The organism is Aquipuribacter sp. SD81, assembly GCF_037153975.1.
Lineage (GTDB): Bacteria > Actinomycetota > Actinomycetes > Actinomycetales > JBBAYJ01 > Aquipuribacter.
This window is the reverse complement of record NZ_JBBAYJ010000022.1, coordinates 1-17,804: the sequence shown is the minus strand read 5'-3', so window position 1 is coordinate 17,804 and position 17,804 is coordinate 1. Positions and strand designations below refer to the sequence as shown.

The following is a 17,804-nucleotide window of genomic DNA, read 5'->3' as shown; positions in this document are numbered from 1 at the left end:
GCTCACACCTCGACGGCGAGCCCGGGACGGGCGGTCGCCACCGGCCCGTCGAGGACCTCCCGTGCCTCCCGCTCGGCGACGCCGGGGTCGTTCCAGGCGGGCACGTGCGTGAGCAGCAGCGAACGGACCCCCGCCTCGCGCGCCGCCTCCGCCGCCCGCCGGCCCGTCAGGTGGATGCCGCGCTCGGTGTCGCGGCCCTCGACGAACGCGGCCTCGCACAGCAGCAGGTCGGCGCCGCGGGCGGCGTCGAGCAGGCCGTCGCAGCTGTCGGTGTCGCCGGAGTACGCGAGCACCCGCTCGCGGCCGTCCGCGCCCGGGCCGACCACCCGCAGCGCGTACGCCTCGACCGGGTGCCGGGCCGGGAACGCCGTCACGGTGAGGCCGCCGACCCGGACCGGCACCCCGGGCCGCCACTCTCGGACGTCGAGCTCGCCGGACATGGCGGCGGGGTCGTCGAGGTCGTACCCGCGCGCGAGCCGCGCGCCGGTGCCGGACGGCCCGTGCACCGGGACACGGCGGCGCGCCGGGCCGTCGGGGTGGTGCCGCTGCATGACGTACAGGCCGGTGAGGTCGAGGCAGTGGTCGGCGTGCAGGTGCGACAGCAGGACCGCGTCGAGCGCACGCGGGTCGAGGTGGCGCTGCAGCGGCCCGAGCGCGCCGCTGCCGAGGTCGAGCACGACCCGCGTGGTCGTGCCGTCCGCCGCGGGCGCCTCGACGAGGTAGCACGAGGCGGCGGAGTCCGGTCCCGGGAACGAGCCGGCGCAGCCGACGACGGTGAGCCTCACACGGGGCTCCCGCTCGGCGCGCTCGACAGCTCGACCGCCCCGACGACGGGCCCGAGGAAGCGGCCGGCGAGCGCGCGGAACGACGCGGCGTCCCCGGTCGCGAGGAAGCGGTGCCGGGGCGGGGGCGCGTCGTCGGGGCGGTGCAGGCCGTGCCGGGTGAGGACGCGGTACACGTCCTTGGCGGTCTCCTCCGCGCTCGACACGAGCGTGACGTCCTCCCCCATGACGTAGCCGATCACCCCGGTGAGCAGCGGGTAGTGCGTGCAGCCGAGCACGAGGGTGTCGACCCCGGCCCGGCGCACCGGCTGCAGGTACTCCTCCGCGACCGCGAGCAGCTCCGGCCCGCTCGTCACCCCCTGCTCGACGAACTCCACGAAGCGCGGGCACGCGCGCGTCGTGAGGTCGAGGTGGACGGCGGCGGCGAAGGCGTCCTCGTACGCGCCGGAGGAGACCGTCGCGCGGGTCCCGATCACCCCGACCCGCCCCGAGCGCGTCGCGGCGACCGCGCGGCGCACCGCGGGCTGGATCACCTCCACGACGGGGACGTCGTAGCGCTCGCGCGCGTCGCGCAGCATGGCGGCGCTCGCGGAGTTGCACGCGATCACCAGCAGCTTCACGCCGTCGTCGACGAGGCGGTCCAGGCAGTCCAGCGCGAAGCGGCGCACCTCGGCGATCGGCCGCGGGCCGTACGGCGTGCGGGCGGTGTCGCCGAGGTAGCGGATCGGCTCGTGCGGCAGCTGGTCGAGCACCGCCCGGGCCACGGTGAGCCCGCCGACCCCCGAGTCGAAGATCCCGATGGGGGCGTCGAGCTCCTCCAGCACGGCCCGGATGCTACGCGCCTACGCCCACAGACGACCCTCGAGCGCCTCCTCGGCGGCGTCGAGGTCGCCGTCGAAGGCACCCGTCGACAGGTACTTCCAGCCGCCGTCGCACACGAGGAAGGCGATGTCGGCGCGCTCACCGGCCCGCTGCGCGCGGGCGGCGACGCCGAGCGCGGCGTGGAGGATCGCGCCGGTCGAGACCCCCGCCCAGATGCCCTCCTCGGCGAGCAGCTCGCGGGTCCGCCGCACCGCGTCCCGCGGGCCGACCGAGAACCGCCGGTCGAGGACGGTCTCGTCGTACAGCTCCGGCACGAACCCCTCGTCGAGGTTGCGCAGCCCGTACACCAGCTCGCCGTAGCGCGGCTCCGCCGCGACGACCTGCACGTCCGGCACCTTCTCCTTGAGGAAGCGCCCGGCGCCCATCAACGTGCCCGTCGTGCCGAGACCGGCGACGAAGTGGGTGATCTCGGGGAGGTCGTCGAGCAGCTCCGGGCCCGTCGACTCGTAGTGCGCGCGGGCGTTGGCCTCGTTGGCGTACTGGTCGAGCATGACCCAGTCCGGGTTGTCGGCGGCCAGCCCGCGGGCGACCCGGACGGCCTCGTTGGAGCCCCCCGCGGCCGGGGAGAAGCGCACCTCGGCGCCGTACAGGCGGAGCAGCCGGACCCGCTCCTCGCTCACGTTCTCCGGCACCACGACGACGAGGCGGTAGCCCGCCCGCCGTGCGGCCATCGCCAGCGAGATGCCCGTGTTGCCGCTCGTCGGCTCCAGCAGGGTCGCGCCCGGCCGCAGCCGCCCGTCGGCCTCCGCGGCGCGGACCATCCACGTCGCCGGACGGTCCTTGACCGAGCCCGTGGGGTTGCGGTCCTCGAGCTTCGCCCACAGCCGGACCGTGGGCGACGGCGACAGCCGCGCGAGGTGGACGAGCGGGGTGCCGCCGACGGTGTCGAGCAGCGACTGCGCGCGCACCGGTCGGCTCAGCCGCCCGCGACGGCGGGGAGGATGGTGACCTCGTCGCCGTCCGCGACGGGCGTGTCGAGGCCGCCGGTGAACCTCACGTCCTCGTCGTTGACGTAGACGTTGACGAACCGGCGCAGCGCGCCGCCGTCGAGCACGCGCTCGCCGATGCCGGGGTGGCGCGCGTCGAGGTCGCCGAGCAGCTCACCGAGCGTCGACCCGGTCGCGCTCGTCGTCCTCTCACCGCCGGTGTAGGTCCGCAGGATCGTGGGCACCCGGACGGTCGCGCCGGTGGCGCCGGTCGTCTCCGCAGCAGTCACGCCGTCGGCAACGACGCCTGCGGCCCGGCTGTTCCCGGGACCTAGGGCCCGGGTGCGTGCCGCCGGACCGGTCGATCCTCGGGGGGTGGACGACGACAGCGACGACGCACCCGACCTGCCGGACACGTCCTGGGGTCCGGGCAGCGGCCCCGACCGCCGGGTGAGCGTGCTCGACCGGACGGCGTGCCTGCAGCACCTCGCCGGCACCGGCACCGGCAGGGTCGCCTTCACGGACCCCGACGGCAGCGTCGAGGTGCTCCCGGTCGCCTTCGCGCTCGACGCCCGCCACGTCGTGCTGCGGACGTCGGCCGGCAGCCTGCTGGAGCGCCGGGCGCGCGAGGGCGCCGTCACCTTCCAGGCCGACGAGGCCGACGTCCTGCGCCGGACCGGCTGGTCGGTGATGGTCCGCGGCGCCGTCGACGTGCGGCGCGAGCCGCCCGGTGACGCCCGCCACCTCGCCGACGCCCTCGCACCGTGGGCGCCGGGGGTCCGGGACGTGTGGATCCGCATCGCGACGGAGCGGGTGACGGGGCGGCGCATCCACCCGCTCGACGTCGCCGACCTGCGCCACCACGACGTGCCGGTCACGTGGCAGGTCGCCTCGCGCTCGTGGTCGACGCCCTACGACGGCCGCTGACGGTCGCTGGCGGACGTCGCTCAGGCGCCTTCGACGACCTCGACCGGCTCCTCCGTCACGACGCCCTCGACGATCCGGAAGCTGCGGACCTCCTCGGCGTCCGGGTCGCGCGTCGACACCAGCAGGTAGTGGGCGCCGGGCTCGGACGCGAGGGCGACGTCGGTGCGCGAGGGCGCCGCCTCCGTCGCGGTGTGGGAGTGGTAGACGACGACCGGGTCCTCGCCGCGCTCGTCCATCTCGCGGTACAGCCGGAGCAGCTCGCCGCTGTCGAACTCGTAGAACGTCGGTGAGCGCGCCGCGTTCAGCATGGGCACGAGCCGCTGCGGGTCGTCGCTGCCCTCGGGTCCGGCGATCACACCGCACGCCTCGTCGGGATGGTCGCGGCGCGCGTGCTCCACGACGGCGTCGAGCAGGGAGCGGCGGAGGCGCAGCACGGCGCGAGCCTAGTGCGGGGCCGGTGGCGCGGTCCTCGCACCCGTCGTGGCGGCTCAGCGGTCGACGGCCCGCACCACCATCTCCAGCAGCGCGGACAGGAAGTCGTAGACCGCGATGCGGTAGGCGCGCAGCGCCCGCTCCGTCCCGGCCGCCGAGCCGTCGGTGTCCGCGTCCTCGGCGTCGTCGTCGCCGGCCGCCGCCTCCGCGAGCAGCTCGGCCTCGTAGGCGTCGAGCTCGGCGTGCAGGTCGTCGTCCTCGCCCAGGGCGAGCAGGGTGCCGAGCGCGAGGCGGCAGTCGTTGAGGGCGGTGAGCCACGCCTGCGCGCGGTCGGGCGCGACCACGACGCCACCGTCCTGGCGGCGCAGCAGGGCGAGGTCCTCCAGGACCGAGTCGATGGCCGCGACCTTCGCGTCGCGGACGCCGGCCCCCGCGAGGCGGCGGAACTCGGCGGCCTCCTCGGGGTCCTCGAGCGTCGCGTCGGGCAGGAGGCGGCGCAGCACCGGGTCGTCCGGCACCGGCGCCTCGCCCCCGAGGCGCGACACGATGGCCTCGAACTCGTCGTCGACCTCCTGGGACGGCCCTGCCCCCGCACCGCCCGGCGCCGGGGGGCCGGCGGTCGCGGCCGGGCCGGAGGGCGCGCCCTCCCCCTCGGCGAGGACGGCCCGGGTCTGCTCGAGCGCCTCCGCGACCACCCCGGCGTGGACCACGTCGAGGTCGAAGGCGACGTGGCCGTCACGGCGACGGCGGACCATCGCGGTCATCCGCTGCGCCACCTCAGGCCGCCTCGCGCTGCAGGGTCGCCCACAGGCCGTAGCGGTGCATGGCGCTGACGTCGGTCTCCATCTTCTCCCGGCTCCCGGAGCTCACGGTGGCGCGGCCCTCGTTGTGCACCCGCATCATGAGCTCCTCGGCCCTCTCGCGGGGGAACCCGAAGTAGGTGCGGAACACGTACGACACGTACGACATGAGGTTGACCGGGTCGTTCCACACGACCGTCGTCCACGTGCCCGGCAGCTGCTGGACGGGCTCCTCCGCGAGCGCCGTGCCGGCTCCGGGCGAGGTGCCGGGGGCCTCCGGCTCGCCGACGGCGAGCACGGGCAGGTCGAGTGCCACCCCGACAGCGTAGGCACCCGTCGCGGCCGGCGGGACCCGGTGCGCGCCCCGGACCGTCCCGCGCGGGTCCGCGCCCCGGGGCGCCCGCGCGCCCCGGCGCTAGCGTGGTCGGGTGCGTGTCCCCGCCCTCGCCACCGACCGCTACGAGCTGACCATGGTGCAGGCGGCCCTCGCCGACGGCACCGCCGACCGCGAGTGCACCTTCGAGGTGTTCGCGCGCCGGCTGCCGGCCGGACGCCGGTTCGGGGTCGTCGCGGGACAGGCCCGCGTGCTGGAGGTGCTCGAGGGCCTGCGGTTCGACGACGACGAGCTCGAGCACCTGCAGGCCACGGGCGTCGTCGACGAGCGGACGTGCCGGTGGCTCGCGGACTACCGCTTCGACGGCGACGTCGACGGCTACGCCGACGGCGAGCTCCACGTGCCCGGCTCCCCGCTGCTGCAGGTGCGGGCCCCGTTCGCGACGGGCGTGCTGCTGGAGACGGTCGTGCTCAGCATCCTCAACCACGACTGCGCGGTCGCCGCCGCGGCGGCCCGCATGGTCGTCGCCGCCGAGGGCCGCCCGATCGTCGAGATGGGCTCCCGGCGCACGCACGAGGCCGCCGCGGTCGACGCCGCCCGGGCCACGTACCTCGCGGGCTTCGCCTCCACGAGCAACCTCGAGGCCGGGCTCCGGCACGCCGTCCCGACCGCGGGCACCGCTGCGCACGCCTTCGTCCTGCTGCACGACAGCGAGCGGGACGCCTTCGCGGCCCAGGTGGCGGCCCAGGGCACCGGCACGACGCTGCTCGTCGACACGTTCGACATCGCCGAGGGCATCCGCACCGCGGTCGAGGTGGCCGGCCCCGGCCTCGGCGCGGTGCGCATCGACTCCGGCGACCTCGCCGTGCACGCGCGCTTCGCCCGCGGCCTGCTCGACGACCTCGGCGCCACCGGGACCCGCATCGTCGTGTCCGGCGACCTCGACGAGCACGGCATCGCCCGGCTGTCCGGCGCCCCGGTCGACGCCTACGGGGTCGGCACGTCCGTGGTGACGGGCAGCGGCGCCCCGACGGCGGGGCTCGTGTACAAGCTCGTCGAGGTCGACGGTCGCCCGGTGGCCAAGCGCTCCTCGGGCAAGGCGACGCACGCCGGGCGCCACCACGTCGTGCGACGGCACCGGGCCTCGGGCATCGCGACCGAGGAGGTCGTGGTCTCCGGCGCCGCGGAGGTCGCCGACCTGCCCGGTGACACCTCCCCCCTCGTCCCGCTGCTGCGGGACGGAGCCCGGGTGCCCGGCGCGGACGGCGCGGTGGACCTCGCCACGGCGCGGACGCGGCTCGCCGAGCGGCTCGGGCAGCTGCCGTGGGACGCGCTCAGCCTGTCCGAGGGCGACCCCGCGTTCCCCACGACGTACGTTGGGGAGCCATGAGCGCAGCTCCTGGCCCGGACCCCTCGGAGGTCGGCTACGACGCCTCGACGGCGTTGCTGGTCGTCGACCTCCAGAACGACTTCGCCGACCCGGCGGGCGGGCTCCACGTCGCCGGCGGCGAGGACCTCGCGGCCCTGCTGCGACCGCACCTGGCCGCGGCGCGGGCGGCGGGCGCGCCCGTCGTCCTCACGCAGGACTGGCACCCGCCCCGCACGCCGCACTTCGACACCGACGGCGGGCCGTGGCCGGTCCACTGCGTCGCGGGCACGTGGGGCGCCGAGCTGGTCGACGGCCTCGACGTGGGCCCCGACGACCCGGTCGTGCGCAAGGGCAGCGACGGCGGCGACGGCTACTCGGGGTTCTCGGTGCGCGACCCCGTCACCGGCGACGTCGAGCGGACGGCGCTGCAGCGCCTCCTCGACGAGCGCGGGGTGCGGCGCGTCGTCGTGACGGGGCTCGCGGGCGACGTGTGCGTGGCGGCGACCGCGCGCGACGCCGTGGGCCTCGGCTACCAGACGGTGTACCCGGTCGCGCTCACCCGCTTCGTCGAGGCTCAGGCGGGCGACGGCGAGCGCGCGCTCGCCGAGCTGCGTGGCCTCGGCGTCGCCGTGGTGTGAGAGCCGTCGGCAGCGGGCCGAGGTCGGTCGACCGGCTCGACAGCCTGCGTCAGCCGGTGAGCAGCCAGCGCCGGACCGTGTCGACGCGGGCCCGCACCTGGTGCAGGTCCGCCTCCGGCACCGGCGGGCCGCCGCACGTCGAGCGCAGCCGGGCGTGCACGACGGCGTGCGGGCTGCCGGTGCGCCGCGCGTAGGCACCGACGAGGCCGCTCAGCTCCTTGCGCGCCGCCGCGACCGCCCGGTGGTCGACGACCGGCACGGGCTCGGCCGGGGGCGCGGCCGCGGCGCGGGACGGACGGCGGCGCAGGTGCTCGCCCATCTCGTCGGCCTCGACGAGGCCGGGCAGCGCGAGCAGGGCCTGCTCGCCGTCGCCGTCGTCCTCGCCCGCCCACGACGTGTGGTTGGTGAACTCGTCGCCGTCGTACACCGCGCGGTCGAAGGCGGCGTCGGACTCCAGCGCCTCGAACGGCAGCTCCTCGGCGCCCGGCGTGGACCGTTCCGCGCGGGCCTCGGCGAGCAGCTCCTCCTCCGGCGACCACAGGTCGTCGGGGTCGGAGCGGCGCGGCCGGTCCAGCACGTGGTCGCGGGCCACCTCGAGCTCGGCGGCGTAGCGCAGCAGCTGCGGCACGCTGGGCAGGAACACGGACGCGGTCTCGCCCCGTCGCCGCGCCCGCACGAACCGGCCGACGGCCTGCGCGAAGAACAGCGGTGTCGCGGTGGTCGTCGCCCACACCCCGACCGAGAGGCGGGGCACGTCGACGCCCTCCGACACCATGCGCACCGCGACCATCCAGCGCGGCCCCTCCTCCCCGGCCGCCGCGAAGGACTCGATGCCCGCGGAGGCGTCGGGGTCGTCGGACAGCACGACGGTGGGCCGCTCGCCGCTCAGCCGGTGCAGCAGCGCGGCGTACGCGCGGGCGGAGGCCTGGTCGGTCGCGATGACGAGGCCGCCGGCGTCCGGCACGGTGCGGCGGACCTCCGTCAGGCGACGGTCCGCGGCGCCGAGCACGGCCGGCACCCACTGCCCGACGGGGTCGAGGGCGGTGCGCAGGGCCTGGGCGGTGAGGTCCTTGGTGAGCGGCTCGCCGAGGCGCGCGGCGACCTCGTCGCCCGCGCGCGTGCGCCAGCGCATGTTGCCGGCGTAGGCGAGGAACAGGACGGGACGCACGACGCCGTCCGCGAGCGCGTCGCCGTAGCCGTACGTCCAGTCCGGGCGCGAGCGCCGCGAGCCGTCCGGCTCCTGCACGTACGTGACGAAGGGGATGGGCGAGGTGTCGGAGCGGAACGGCGTCCCGGTGAGGGCGAGCCGCCGCTCGGCGTCCTCGAAGGCCTCCGCGACGCCGTCGCCCCACGAGCGCGCGTCGCCCGCGTGGTGGATCTCGTCGAGCACCACCAGGGTGCGCCGGGCGCGGCAGCGGCCCGCGAACACGTGCGGGCGCAGCCCCACCTGCGCGTACGTGACGACGACCCCGTCGTAACCGGCGGCGAGGGTGCCCGCGGTGCTGCGGAACGACGGGTCGAGCCGCACCCCCACCCGCGACGCGGCGTCGGCCCACTGGGTCTTCAGGTGCTCCGTCGGGCACACGACGACGACCCGCTCGACGGTCCGCGCCGCGAGCAGCTCCGTCGCCACCCGCAGGGCGAAGGTCGTCTTGCCCGCGCCGGGGGTGGCGGCGGCGAGGAAGTCGCGTGGCGCCCGGCTGCGGTAGGCCTCCAGCGCCTCGCGCTGCCAGCGACGCAGCGCCCCGGCCGTCCCCCACGCGGCGCGCTCGGGGAACGCCGGCGGCAGCTGCGCCGCAGCGGCGGTGCTGGGGTGCTCGGGCTGGTGCTGGGGGACGGGGCGGTGCGCCCCGCTCAACGGTCCGATCCGGAGCCGGAGCCGGAGCCCTCGTCGCCACCGCCCGGCTTGAGGCCCTCGTAGATCTCCTTGCACGTCGGGCACACCGGGAACTTCTTCGGGTCCCGGCTCGGCACCCACACCTTGCCGCACAGGGCCGTGAGCGGCTCGCCCGTCACGGCGCTGGCGACGATCTTGTCCTTCTTCACGTAGTGCGCGAAGCGCTCGTGGTCACCCGGGTCGGCGGGCTCGACCGTGCGCTCGGGCTCGAGCACCGCCGTGCCGGCCGGCTGGGTCGCGGGCGCGCCCGGCCCCGTGGGGGCGGACGGGAAGGACGGCTCCGACATGACCTCGAGTGTAGGACCCCATCCGCCGCCGCAGGCGGTGCCGGACGTCCTGTGCACGACGGGCGCGGCCGACCCGCGCCGGATGCCGCTCCCGTGCCGCCGACCCGTCCCCGGAGGTCCTGTGTCCCTCTCCAGCATCGACATCGACGCGCAGCTCGACCGGATGGAGGCCGAGGGCCCCATCGACCTCGCCGCCGTCGACTACTCGGTCCGCGACGCGCGCGTGGTCCGCGAGGAGCTCGGCCCGAGCCTCGACTACTTCGCGCGCGTGGAGCGCGAGGTGGAGCGCAACGTGCTGGAGCTGCAGGTGCTGCTCCCTCAGGCCGACGACACCACGCGGCGCTTCATCCGCGTGTGGGAGGAGCAGGAGCTGCCGCACGGCTGGGTGTTCGACCGGCTGCAGGCCGAGGTCGGGCTCCCGCCCTCGCAGCCGGAGCTCACGGCCATCAGCCGGTCGCTGCGGGTCGCGGGCGCCCTCGCGCACCTGCCGGGGGTCCACGACGCGCTCATGTTCCTCTACCTGTCGGTCGGCGCCATGCACGAGCGCCTCACCGCCGTCGGCTACGACCTGCTGAGGAAGCGGCTGGTCGCGCTGGGGGCGCGCGGCTTCGCCGAGACCGCCGTCGGGCCGATCCGGGGGCAGGAGTCGACGCACTTCGCCTACTACCGCAACTCCGCCCTGCTGCACCGGCAGCGCCTCAGCCCGTGGCAGCTGCATTTGTGCCGGGTCGTGCGCACCCGCACCTACCGCCCGATCGGGGCGACGACCCCGGCGAACGCCGCGGCCTTCGGCCGGGTGGCGGGCGCCCTCGCCGGCGACGCGGGCGTCGACCGCTTCGTGTCGCCCGTGCAGCGCGTCGCGCAGGAGCTGCTCGTGCGCGAGGGCGCGGGCCTGCAGCTCCCGCCCTTCGTGGCGCGTGCGCTGCGCGAGGCCCTCGACCTCGGTCGCGCGGCTCCGCCGGCGCGCACCCCCGGCGGCATTGCACTGGTCTGAGCGGCACCCTCCGCCCTGGCGCGTGCGTGTCAGTTGACCTCGGGGTCGCCGCGGTAGGTGGCGGCGAGCGCGACCGTCGTGGTCTGGCGCAGCAGCACGTCGCGCCACAGCGTCTCGGTGTCCCCCCGGAAGCCGTCGCCCGGCTCGGAGTCGACGACGAACCACGCGCCCTCGGCGAGCTCGTCGTCGAGCTGGCCCGCGCCCCAGCCGGCGTGCCCGGCGTAAACGCGCAGGCCCGCGGCCGCGGGCGCCACGATCTCCGGCGGGGCGTCGAGGTCGACGACCGCGATCGAGCCGACGAGGCGCTTGAGCCCCGGCGGCTCGCCGTCGTCGCCGGGCAGCCGGGCGAGCCCGATCGCCGAGTCCAGCCCGACCGGACCGCCCTGGAACAGGTGCGGCGGCTCGGTCACGTGGTCGTGCCACACCGGGAGCACGTCCGCGACGTCGCTGACGAGGGGCCGGTTGAGCACGAGCCCGAGGCTGCCCTCCTCGGAGTGGTTCAGCAGCAGCACGACGGTCGCCCGGAAGTTCGGGTCGACCAGCGACGGGTGCGCGACGAGCAGCGCCCCCGCCCGCGGCGCCGGTGGCGGCGGCGGGAGCAGCGGCCCGAGCGCGTCGCGGCCGATCACGCCGGCGGAGCGCCCTTGGCGGCGCGCTCGACGGCCGCGGCCACCGCGGTGGTGGCGTCCGTGTTGAACACGCTGGGCACGATGTAGGTCGCGTTGAGCTGTTCGGGGTTGACGGTCCCGGCCAGCGCCCTCGCCGCGGCCAGCAGCATCGCCTCGTCGACCGTCCGGCTCCGGGCGTCGATGAGGCCGCGGAAGACGCCGGGGAACGCGAGCACGTTGTTGATCTGGTTGGCGAAGTCGCTGCGGCCCGTGGCGACGACGGCCGCGTGCTCCGAAGCCTCCGCGGGGTCCACCTCGGGCGTCGGGTTGGCGAGCGCGAACACGATCGAGTCCTCGGCCATCGTCGCGATGTCGTCCCCGGCGAGGATGCCGCCGGCCGACAGACCCACGAACACGTCGGCGCCCACGAGCGCATCCCGCAGGGTGCCGCTCATGCCGCGGGAGTTCGTGTTGTCGGCGGTCCACGCCAGCTCCGGGGCGAGGCCGGGCCGCTCCCGGTGGATGATGCCGTCGACGTCGACGACGACCGCGTCCCGGACGCCCGCGGCCAGCAGCAGCTTGAGGACCGCCGTGCCCGCGGCACCCGCCCCGGACATGACGAGGCGCACCTCGCCGACGTCCTTGCCCACGACCGCGAGCGCGTTGGTGAGGGCGGCCAGCACGACGATCGCCGTGCCGTGCTGGTCGTCGTGGAACACCGGGATGTCGAGCTCGTCGCGCAGCCGTCGCTCCACCTCGAAGCAGCGCGGCGCGGCGATGTCCTCGAGGTTGATGCCGGCGAAGACGGGGGCGATGGCCTTGACCGCGGCGATGATCTCCTCGGTGTCCTGGGTGTCGAGGCAGATCGGGAACGCGTCGACGTCGGCGAAGCGCTTGAACAGGACCGCCTTGCCCTCCATGACCGGCAGCGCCGCGAGCGGGCCGAGGTTGCCGAGACCGAGGACGGCCGACCCGTCCGTGACGACCGCGACGGTGTTGCGCTTGATCGTGAGGCGACGGGCGTCCTCGGGGTTGCGGGCGATGGCCTCGCACACGCGCGCGACCCCGGGGGTGTAGGCGAGGGAGAGGTCGTCGCGGTTGCGCAGCGGGACCTTGCTCCGCACCTCCAGCTTGCCCCCGAGGTGCGCGAGGAAGACCCGGTCGGACACCTTGCCGATCTCGACGCCCTCGATGTCCCGCATCGCCGCGACGAGCTCCTCGGCGTGCTCCTGCCCGCGCGTGGCCGCCGTGACGTCGACGGCGAGGCGCCCGTGGCCGGAGGCGGTGACGTCGAGGGCGGTGACGATGGCGCCGCAGCGTTCCATGACGGTCGTGAGCTCGCTGACGGCGGTGGGCCGGGCGGGCAGCTCGAGGCGGATCGTGACCGAGTACGACACGCTCGCGGTGGGCATGGGCCGATCCTGTCGTGCGGCGGGGTCCCGGTCCACCTCCGTCGCACGTGCCGCGCCCCTCACCCTGTTCGTCCGCCTCGCAGCGGGCTCTCCCGCGCCCCGCCCCGCCCGCACCGGAGCTCGTCACGACGTGCGGGGCCACCCGGTGGCCCCTAGCGTCCGGCGGACGGCCTCGTCGACCGGCGGGGCAGCGACCCCCAGGAGGCACCATGAGCACGTCCCGCACCCGAAGCACCCTCGCCCGACGCGCCCCCGCGGTCGTCGCCGTCGCCGCCGCGGCGGTGCTCGGCCTGGCCGGCTGCGGCGACGACGTCGTCGACGACGGCGTCGAGCAGGAGGTCGAGGACGCCGGCGAGGACGTCGAGCAGGGCGTCGAGGACGCCGGTGAGGACGTCGAGGACGCCGGCGAGGACGTCGAGCAGGAGGTCGAGGAGGAGAGCACGGACGGCTGAGGCCCTCGCGGCCGCCCCGGCGCCCGGCCGAGCGGTCGGGGCCGGGGCTCAGCGGCCGGGACGCTCCGCGCCGGCGAGCAGCCGGTCGACCGCGGCGGCGTCGGGCAGAGACGGAACGGCCCCCGCCGTGCGTACGGCGAGCGAACCGGCCGCGCACGCCCGACGCAGCGCCTCCTCGAGCCCACGCCCCGCGGCGAGCCCCGCTGCGAGGTGACCGACGGCGGCGTCCCCCGCCCCCGTGGTGTCGACGACGTCTGCGGGCGGCGCGGCGACCGTCAGCTCACGGCCGTCGCGGCTGCACAGCAGCGCTCCGGCCGCGCCGAGGGTGACGACCACGTCGCGTGGCCGCCCGTCCCCTCCGGAGCGGACCAGCCGTCGAGCCGCCTCGCGCACCCCCGGGGACCCCGGTCGCAGGGCCAGCGCCTCGTGCTCGTTGACGACGAGCACGTCCACGTCGGCGAGGAGGTCCGTCGCCTCCGGCGTGGCGGGGGCCGCGTTGAGGACCACGCACGCCCCGGCGTCCCGCGCGTGGCCCAGGGTGTCGGCCACGAGCGCGGAGCCGACCTCCAGCTGGACGAGCACGACCGGAGCCCCGGCCAGGGCGGCGAGCGCGGGGCCCGGCAGGGCCGTGACCGTCGCGTTGGCGCCGGGCACCACGACGATCGCGTTGTCGCCGTCGTCCTGCACGAGCACGTGGGCGGCGCCCGTGGGGGCGTCGGCGACGAGCACGTGGTCGGTCGTCGCGCCCTCGTCCGCGAGCACGGCCCGCAGCCAACGCCCGCCGTCGTCGTCGCCCACGGCGCCCACGAAGGTGACCTCGGCGCCGGCGCGCGCGGCCGCGACCGCCTGGTTCAGGCCCTTGCCGCCCGGGTGCCGTCGGGCCGGGCCCGTGGCGAGGACGGTCTCGCCGGCACGGGGGACGCGCGCCACCGGGAGGACGAGGTCGACGTTGGCGCTGCCGACGACGACGACCCGGCCGCTCACCTCCCGCAGTCTGCCAGCGGCCGCCCGTCGGGGCCGCCGCACGACCCTGCCGGCCCTGGCGCGCGCCGGGACGCCGACGGGCCCGGCCCCCTCGCGAGAGGGGACCGGGCCCGTCGGTGCGGTCGTCCGGTGCGGGTCCTGGGACCCGACCGTCAGTACTGCGGCTGCGTCTGCGGGTTGAAGTCCTCGGCGTACTTGCCGGACTTGCCGTTCGCGACGCGACGGTCACGGATCTCCAGCACGTCCAGGCCCTGCTGGATGTCGTTGGAGTAGATGTAGCCGTCGTAGTAGTACGCCGACCACGAGCCACCGATGATCAGGCGCTCGTCCGAGAGCGGACCGCGGTCGAAGTGGCCGATCTCGACCGGGTTGGCCGGGTCGGTGAAGTCCACGACGTTGATGCCGCCCTGGTACCAGGCCTGGACCATCACGTCCTTGCCCTTCACCGGGATGAGCGAGCCGTTGTGGGCGACGCAGTTCTCGGTGCTCGACTGCTCGCGCGGGATCTTGAAGTAGCTCTCGAACGACAGCTCGCCGTCCGACAGCGTGTAGTAGGCGTTGGCGCCCTTGTTCGGCCCGACGGCCGGGTTGCACGTCGCGCCACCGCCGCCGCCGAGCTCGTCGGTGAACATCACGGTCGTGGCGTCGTTGTTGAAGGTCGCCGAGTGCCAGAAGGCGAAGTTCTCGGTGTCCGCGACGCGGTCGAGCAGGACCGGGTTCGCCGGGTCCTCGATGTCCATGACGACGCCCTCACCCATGCAGGCGCCGGCCGCGAGGCCCACCTCCGGGTACGCGGTGATGTCGTGGCAGCCGGCCGTGCGCGTCGTGAGCCCACCGTCCGGGAAGAGCACCGGCTCGGCGATGACCGCTGCAGCGGTCGGGTCGTCCACCGGCACCTCGACGATCGAGATCTTGTCGTGCGGCGGCTGGCAGTTCGCGAGGTTCGGGTTGGGGCCGTAGGACGACACGTAGACGTACACGGTGTCGCCGTCCGGGACGAGCGTGTGGGTGTGCGAGCCGCAGTCGGTGGCGACCGACTTGACGTACACGGGCGCCAGCGGGTCGCTGATGTCCCAGATGCGGATGCCCTCCCAGTAGTTGCCCGCCTGCGCGTCCGCGAGGCTGCTCAGGGAGGAGCTGTTGCAGCTGTCGTCGGTGCGCGTGGAGTCGACGGACAGGAACATGAGGTCGCCGTAGACCGTGATGTCGTTCTGCGAGCCGGGGCACGCGACCTGCAGAGCCTGCCTGGCCTTCCGCGGGTTCTTGATGTCGTAGACCGTGAAGCCGTTGTAGTTGCCGGCGAAGGCGTAGTCCCCCTTGAAGGCGAGGTCGCTGCTGAAGGCGCCCTCGCTCGCGAAGGCCCCGTTCTTGGGGATGTTCGTGAGCAGGTGCATGTTCTTGCTCTTGTCGATCTCGCCGGGCTCGAGCACGTCCGCCGCGGCGGCGGGCGCGAACGCGGCCAGGCCGATGGCGACGGACGCCGCCATCACGGCACCCAGGACGCGCGAGCGCCTGGGTCGAAGGGCTGCTGTCATGGTGGGACGACCTCCGGGGTCAGGGTGGTCGGGACCGCCTGCGTCGGCGGTTCCCGACCGTCCGGGCTGGATGACACAGCCTGTCCTGGCGGCCGTCGGCGCAAAAGGGCGAACTTGGTCACGGATCGATAACGATCGACCGGAACGGGAACACGGGTGGGCGACCGGGGTCATTGTGACCGACGGCTGACCGGCCGTTCGGCCGGACCTGTCGGAGCGCCGCACGCCTGACGTACCCTCGCCCTGTCGATGCCCGTCGAGACCCTTGGGACAGCCGCGTGCTCCACCGACTCCTCCGCCCCGTCCTACTCGCCTCCACGGTCGCCGTCGCGGCCGGCCTGAGCGCGTGCGGGGGCGGCACCGAGGCCGCCCCGCCGCCCGCGACCATCGCCTACACGGCCGCCGACGTCCCCGTCGTCGTCCCCGGCCGACCCGGCGAGCCGACGACCACCATCGAGCCGGGCGAGGTGGGGTCCATGTCCAACGTCGCGGCGTGGGACGAGGCCGACGTCGCGTTCGTGCGCGCCATGGTCCCCCACCACGCCCAGGCGCTGGAGATGGCGGCGTTGGCTCCCGACCGCGCCGAGGACGAGCGCGTCCTCACCCTGGCGGACCGCATCTACGACGGGCAGGGGCCGGAGATCGACGCGATGCAGGGGTGGCTGGAGTCGAACGGCCTGGCCCGCGCGGACGAGGACGACCACGGGCACGAGCTCATGCAGGGCATGGCGACGACGGAGCAGATGCTGGCGCTCGACGCCGCCCGGGGCGCCGAGTTCGACCGCCTCTTCCTCGAGCTGATGATCGCCCACCACGAGGGCGCGCTCGACATGGCGGCCGATGCGGCCGGCGCCCGCAACTACCGGATCGTCGAGATGGTGGAGGACACGGCGCTCAAGCAGTCGGTCGAGATCTCGCGCATGGAGGAGCTCCTCGCCGACGTCTCCTGAGCCGCGCTCGGCCCGACGTCCGGCGGCGCTCGGCCTGCAGCACCTCGTGCCTGCACGGACCGGGCCGTAGGGTCGTCGGATGGGTCGGGTCGTCGCGGTCGTCAGCGAGGTGAAGGCCCAGGAGTCCCCGGACGACGTCGCGGCCGCGTTGGACGCCCTGCGCGCGCACGCCGCCGTGGACGTCGAGCGGGTCGCCGGCGACGACCACCTCCGGGCCGTCCTCGACGGTGAGCCCGAGCGTCTCGTCGTGCTCGGAGGCGACGGGAGCGTGCACCGGCTCGTGCAGGTGATGCACGACCGGCGTCGTGCCGGCACGGAGAGGGACGCAGCGGTGGCGGTGGCCCTGCTCCCGCTCGGCACCGGGAACGACCTGGCCCGCGGGGTCGGCGTGCCGCTCGACGTCCCGGCGGCGGCGCGCCTGGCGGTACGCGGGGCCGCCCGACCCATGGCCGTCCTCCTCGACGACGAGGAGCAGGTGGTCGTGAACGCCGCGCACGTCGGCGTCGGGGCCGCGGCCGCCCGGACGGCTGAGGAGGCGGCCTCGACCAAGTCGGTGCTCGGCGGGGCCGCCTACTCGGCGGCGGCGGTCGTCGCCGGGCTGCGGACGCGGGGCTGGCACCTGAGGGTCCGTGTGGACGGCCGCGAGGTGCATGACGGCGGGCAGCGGCTGCTCATGGTGGCGGTGGGGCTCGGCCGCACCATCGGTGGCGGCGCTCCGGTCGCACCGAACGCCGACCCGTTCTCGGGGCGGGCGCAGGTGACCGTCTCGCGCTCCACGGGGTGGGCCGCACGCCTCGCCTACGCCGCCGCGCTGCGGCACGGCCGGCACCACGTCCGCCAGGACGTCACCGGCGTCGAGGCGCACGACACCGTCGAGGTGTCCGCGGTCGGTGACGACGCCTTCTCCGTCGACGCCGACGGCGAGCTCTCGGACCCCGTGGCTCAGCGCACGTGGCGGGTCGTGCCGGAGGCGTGGTCAATCGTCGCTCCGTGACGATGCGACGAGGACGCCGCCCTCCGGAGAGGGCGGCGTCCTCGGGTGACGCGGTGGAGGTGGCGGGAATTGAACCCGCGTCCGACAGTGAACGACCAGGGCTTCTCCGGGTGCAGCTTGCTGCTGAGTTTCTCGGCCCCGACGATCACGCAAGCAAGTCGTCGACGGGCTCAGTCACCCAGGTGTCGGTCCGGCCCCGGTGACGGAGGACGGACCCAGTGGCTCCCTAGTCGACGCCGGTCACCGGGACGGGAGCACGCCCGGGCCGACGGACTTCAGAACTCGCTCAGGCGGCGAGCTGGAAGTCGCTGCGCTTGGAATCGGCAGCTATTGGTTTCGCAGGGACGTTAGCGAGATGACCTGCGCTTCTCGACCCGCTTCCCCTGGCTCGACGACTGCCGTCGAAACCTGTCACCCCCTGTGTAGTTGTCGCACCAGCATAGCGCCGGCGGTCAAGCCCGTATTCCGCCGTCCCCGTGGGACGCGGCTCGGGCCAGGGCCGCGCGACGGTCGCCCCGTCGACACGGACCCCGGACATGCAGGACAGGCCGCCCCCGGGTGGGGGCGGCCTGTCCTCAAAGGGTGTCCGGCGGTGTCCTAC

20 protein-coding genes and 1 other RNA gene are annotated in these 17,804 nt (G+C 75.4%); 7 read left to right on the top strand and 14 right to left on the bottom strand.

Features of this window, described 5'->3' with window-relative positions; translation table 11 throughout:
* Nucleotides 1-2: 2 nt before the first annotated feature.
* The 4 genes from WAA21_RS13515 to WAA21_RS13500 are packed head-to-tail and all read right to left on the bottom strand — an operon-like array spanning nucleotide 3 to nucleotide 2,880.
* Complete coding sequence (locus WAA21_RS13515) at nucleotides 3-785, bottom strand: MBL fold metallo-hydrolase (RefSeq protein ID WP_336923344.1); 783 nt, start codon at nucleotides 783-785, stop codon at nucleotides 3-5.
* Nucleotides 782-1,606 carry a glutamate racemase gene (murI, locus tag WAA21_RS13510; protein WP_336923343.1) on the bottom strand — a complete coding sequence of 275 codons (825 nt, stop codon included), beginning with the start codon at nucleotides 1,604-1,606 and terminating at the stop codon, nucleotides 782-784. The genes WAA21_RS13515 and murI overlap by 4 nt, the downstream gene beginning before the upstream one ends.
* 18 nt (nucleotides 1,607-1,624) lie before the next feature.
* Complete coding sequence (locus tag WAA21_RS13505) at nucleotides 1,625-2,572, bottom strand: PLP-dependent cysteine synthase family protein (RefSeq protein ID WP_336923342.1); 948 nt, start codon at nucleotides 2,570-2,572, stop codon at nucleotides 1,625-1,627.
* Between the two features lie 8 nt (nucleotides 2,573-2,580).
* On the bottom strand, nucleotides 2,581-2,880 hold the full coding sequence (locus tag WAA21_RS13500; protein ID WP_336923341.1) for a MoaD/ThiS family protein: 300 nt from the start codon (nucleotides 2,878-2,880) through the stop codon (nucleotides 2,581-2,583).
* An 85-nt stretch (nucleotides 2,881-2,965) separates the two neighbouring features.
* On the opposite strand from WAA21_RS13500, the gene WAA21_RS13495 reads away from it, so the two are divergent.
* On the top strand, nucleotides 2,966-3,517 hold the full coding sequence (locus tag WAA21_RS13495) for a pyridoxamine 5'-phosphate oxidase family protein (protein WP_336923340.1): 552 nt from the start codon (nucleotides 2,966-2,968) through the stop codon (nucleotides 3,515-3,517).
* Between the two features lie 20 nt (nucleotides 3,518-3,537).
* On the opposite strand, the gene WAA21_RS13490 is transcribed toward WAA21_RS13495, so the two are convergent.
* Genes WAA21_RS13490 through clpS form a run of 3 tightly spaced genes read right to left on the bottom strand, consistent with a single transcriptional unit; the run spans nucleotide 3,538 to nucleotide 5,065 of the window.
* Nucleotides 3,538-3,951, bottom strand: coding sequence for a M67 family metallopeptidase (locus WAA21_RS13490; RefSeq protein WP_336923339.1), 414 nt, complete (start codon nucleotides 3,949-3,951; stop codon nucleotides 3,538-3,540).
* A 54-nt stretch (nucleotides 3,952-4,005) separates the two neighbouring features.
* Complete coding sequence (locus WAA21_RS13485) at nucleotides 4,006-4,725, bottom strand: DUF2017 family protein (RefSeq protein WP_336923338.1); 720 nt, start codon at nucleotides 4,723-4,725, stop codon at nucleotides 4,006-4,008.
* Between the two features lies 1 nt (nucleotide 4,726).
* The gene (clpS, locus tag WAA21_RS13480; RefSeq protein ID WP_442893293.1) at nucleotides 4,727-5,065 is read right to left on the bottom strand and encodes an ATP-dependent Clp protease adapter ClpS; all 339 of its coding nucleotides are present in this window, start codon (nucleotides 5,063-5,065) and stop codon (nucleotides 4,727-4,729) included.
* Nucleotides 5,066-5,177: 112 nt separating this feature from the next.
* Here clpS and WAA21_RS13475 point away from each other — a divergent pair, with 112 nt between their 5' ends.
* Nucleotides 5,178-6,473 carry a nicotinate phosphoribosyltransferase gene (locus WAA21_RS13475; protein WP_336923337.1) on the top strand — a complete coding sequence of 432 codons (1,296 nt, stop codon included), beginning with the start codon at nucleotides 5,178-5,180 and terminating at the stop codon, nucleotides 6,471-6,473.
* On the top strand, nucleotides 6,470-7,090 hold the full coding sequence (locus WAA21_RS13470; RefSeq protein ID WP_336923336.1) for a cysteine hydrolase family protein: 621 nt from the start codon (nucleotides 6,470-6,472) through the stop codon (nucleotides 7,088-7,090). The genes WAA21_RS13475 and WAA21_RS13470 overlap by 4 nt, the downstream gene beginning before the upstream one ends.
* A gap of 49 nt (nucleotides 7,091-7,139) precedes the next feature.
* Here WAA21_RS13470 and WAA21_RS13465 read toward each other — a convergent pair whose 3' ends face one another.
* Nucleotides 7,140-8,948, bottom strand: a complete 1,809-nt coding sequence (locus tag WAA21_RS13465) for a DEAD/DEAH box helicase (RefSeq protein WP_336923335.1) — start codon at nucleotides 8,946-8,948, stop codon at nucleotides 7,140-7,142.
* Nucleotides 8,945-9,274, bottom strand: coding sequence for a DUF3039 domain-containing protein (locus WAA21_RS13460; RefSeq protein ID WP_336923334.1), 330 nt, complete (start codon nucleotides 9,272-9,274; stop codon nucleotides 8,945-8,947). The genes WAA21_RS13465 and WAA21_RS13460 overlap by 4 nt, the downstream gene beginning before the upstream one ends.
* 121 nt (nucleotides 9,275-9,395) lie before the next feature.
* Between WAA21_RS13460 and WAA21_RS13455 the strand changes: the two genes are divergently transcribed.
* On the top strand, nucleotides 9,396-10,268 hold the full coding sequence (locus WAA21_RS13455) for a GTP-binding protein LepA (RefSeq protein WP_336923333.1): 873 nt from the start codon (nucleotides 9,396-9,398) through the stop codon (nucleotides 10,266-10,268).
* Between the two features lie 29 nt (nucleotides 10,269-10,297).
* Here the strand turns inward: WAA21_RS13455 and WAA21_RS13450 are convergent, their stop codons facing one another.
* Nucleotides 10,298-10,897 carry a YqgE/AlgH family protein gene (locus WAA21_RS13450; protein ID WP_336923332.1) on the bottom strand — a complete coding sequence of 200 codons (600 nt, stop codon included), beginning with the start codon at nucleotides 10,895-10,897 and terminating at the stop codon, nucleotides 10,298-10,300.
* Nucleotides 10,894-12,288 carry an NAD-dependent malic enzyme gene (locus tag WAA21_RS13445; RefSeq protein ID WP_336923331.1) on the bottom strand — a complete coding sequence of 465 codons (1,395 nt, stop codon included), beginning with the start codon at nucleotides 12,286-12,288 and terminating at the stop codon, nucleotides 10,894-10,896. Before WAA21_RS13445 ends, WAA21_RS13450 begins: the two co-directional genes overlap by 4 nt.
* 209 nt (nucleotides 12,289-12,497) lie before the next feature.
* Between WAA21_RS13445 and WAA21_RS13440 the strand changes: the two genes are divergently transcribed.
* On the top strand, nucleotides 12,498-12,740 hold the full coding sequence (locus tag WAA21_RS13440; protein ID WP_336923330.1) for a hypothetical protein: 243 nt from the start codon (nucleotides 12,498-12,500) through the stop codon (nucleotides 12,738-12,740).
* Between the two features lie 48 nt (nucleotides 12,741-12,788).
* On the opposite strand, the gene WAA21_RS13435 is transcribed toward WAA21_RS13440, so the two are convergent.
* On the bottom strand, nucleotides 12,789-13,724 hold the full coding sequence (locus tag WAA21_RS13435; RefSeq protein ID WP_336923329.1) for a ribokinase: 936 nt from the start codon (nucleotides 13,722-13,724) through the stop codon (nucleotides 12,789-12,791).
* Between the two features lie 152 nt (nucleotides 13,725-13,876).
* Nucleotides 13,877-15,211, bottom strand: coding sequence for an LVIVD repeat-containing protein (locus tag WAA21_RS13430; protein WP_336923328.1), 1,335 nt, complete (start codon nucleotides 15,209-15,211; stop codon nucleotides 13,877-13,879).
* A gap of 326 nt (nucleotides 15,212-15,537) precedes the next feature.
* On the opposite strand from WAA21_RS13430, the gene WAA21_RS13425 reads away from it, so the two are divergent.
* Together WAA21_RS13425 and WAA21_RS13420 are read left to right on the top strand one after the other, a co-directional pair.
* Nucleotides 15,538-16,209 (top strand): DUF305 domain-containing protein, encoded by a 672-nt coding sequence (locus WAA21_RS13425; protein ID WP_336923326.1) that lies wholly within the window; start codon nucleotides 15,538-15,540, stop codon nucleotides 16,207-16,209.
* Nucleotides 16,210-16,288: 79 nt separating this feature from the next.
* Complete coding sequence (locus WAA21_RS13420; protein ID WP_336923325.1) at nucleotides 16,289-17,203, top strand: diacylglycerol/lipid kinase family protein; 915 nt, start codon at nucleotides 16,289-16,291, stop codon at nucleotides 17,201-17,203.
* Nucleotides 17,204-17,254: 51 nt separating this feature from the next.
* On the opposite strand, the gene ssrA is transcribed toward WAA21_RS13420, so the two are convergent.
* Nucleotides 17,255-17,622, bottom strand: a transfer-messenger RNA (tmRNA) gene (gene ssrA, locus WAA21_RS13415).
* Nucleotides 17,623-17,804: the final 182 nt, after the last annotated feature.

Coding starts and splice junctions, on each gene's coding strand:
- WAA21_RS13460 (WP_336923334.1), bottom strand. CDS start 9,274: ATGTCGGAGCCGTCCTTCCCGTCCGCCCCCACGGGGCCGGGCGCGCCC.
- WAA21_RS13440 (WP_336923330.1), top strand. CDS start 12,498: ATGAGCACGTCCCGCACCCGAAGCACCCTCGCCCGACGCGCCCCCGCG.
- WAA21_RS13470 (WP_336923336.1), top strand. CDS start 6,470: ATGAGCGCAGCTCCTGGCCCGGACCCCTCGGAGGTCGGCTACGACGCC.
- WAA21_RS13430 (WP_336923328.1), bottom strand. CDS start 15,211: ATGGCGGCGTCCGTCGCCATCGGCCTGGCCGCGTTCGCGCCCGCCGCC.
- WAA21_RS13445 (WP_336923331.1), bottom strand. CDS start 12,288: ATGCCCACCGCGAGCGTGTCGTACTCGGTCACGATCCGCCTCGAGCTG.
- WAA21_RS13420 (WP_336923325.1), top strand. CDS start 16,289: ATGGGTCGGGTCGTCGCGGTCGTCAGCGAGGTGAAGGCCCAGGAGTCC.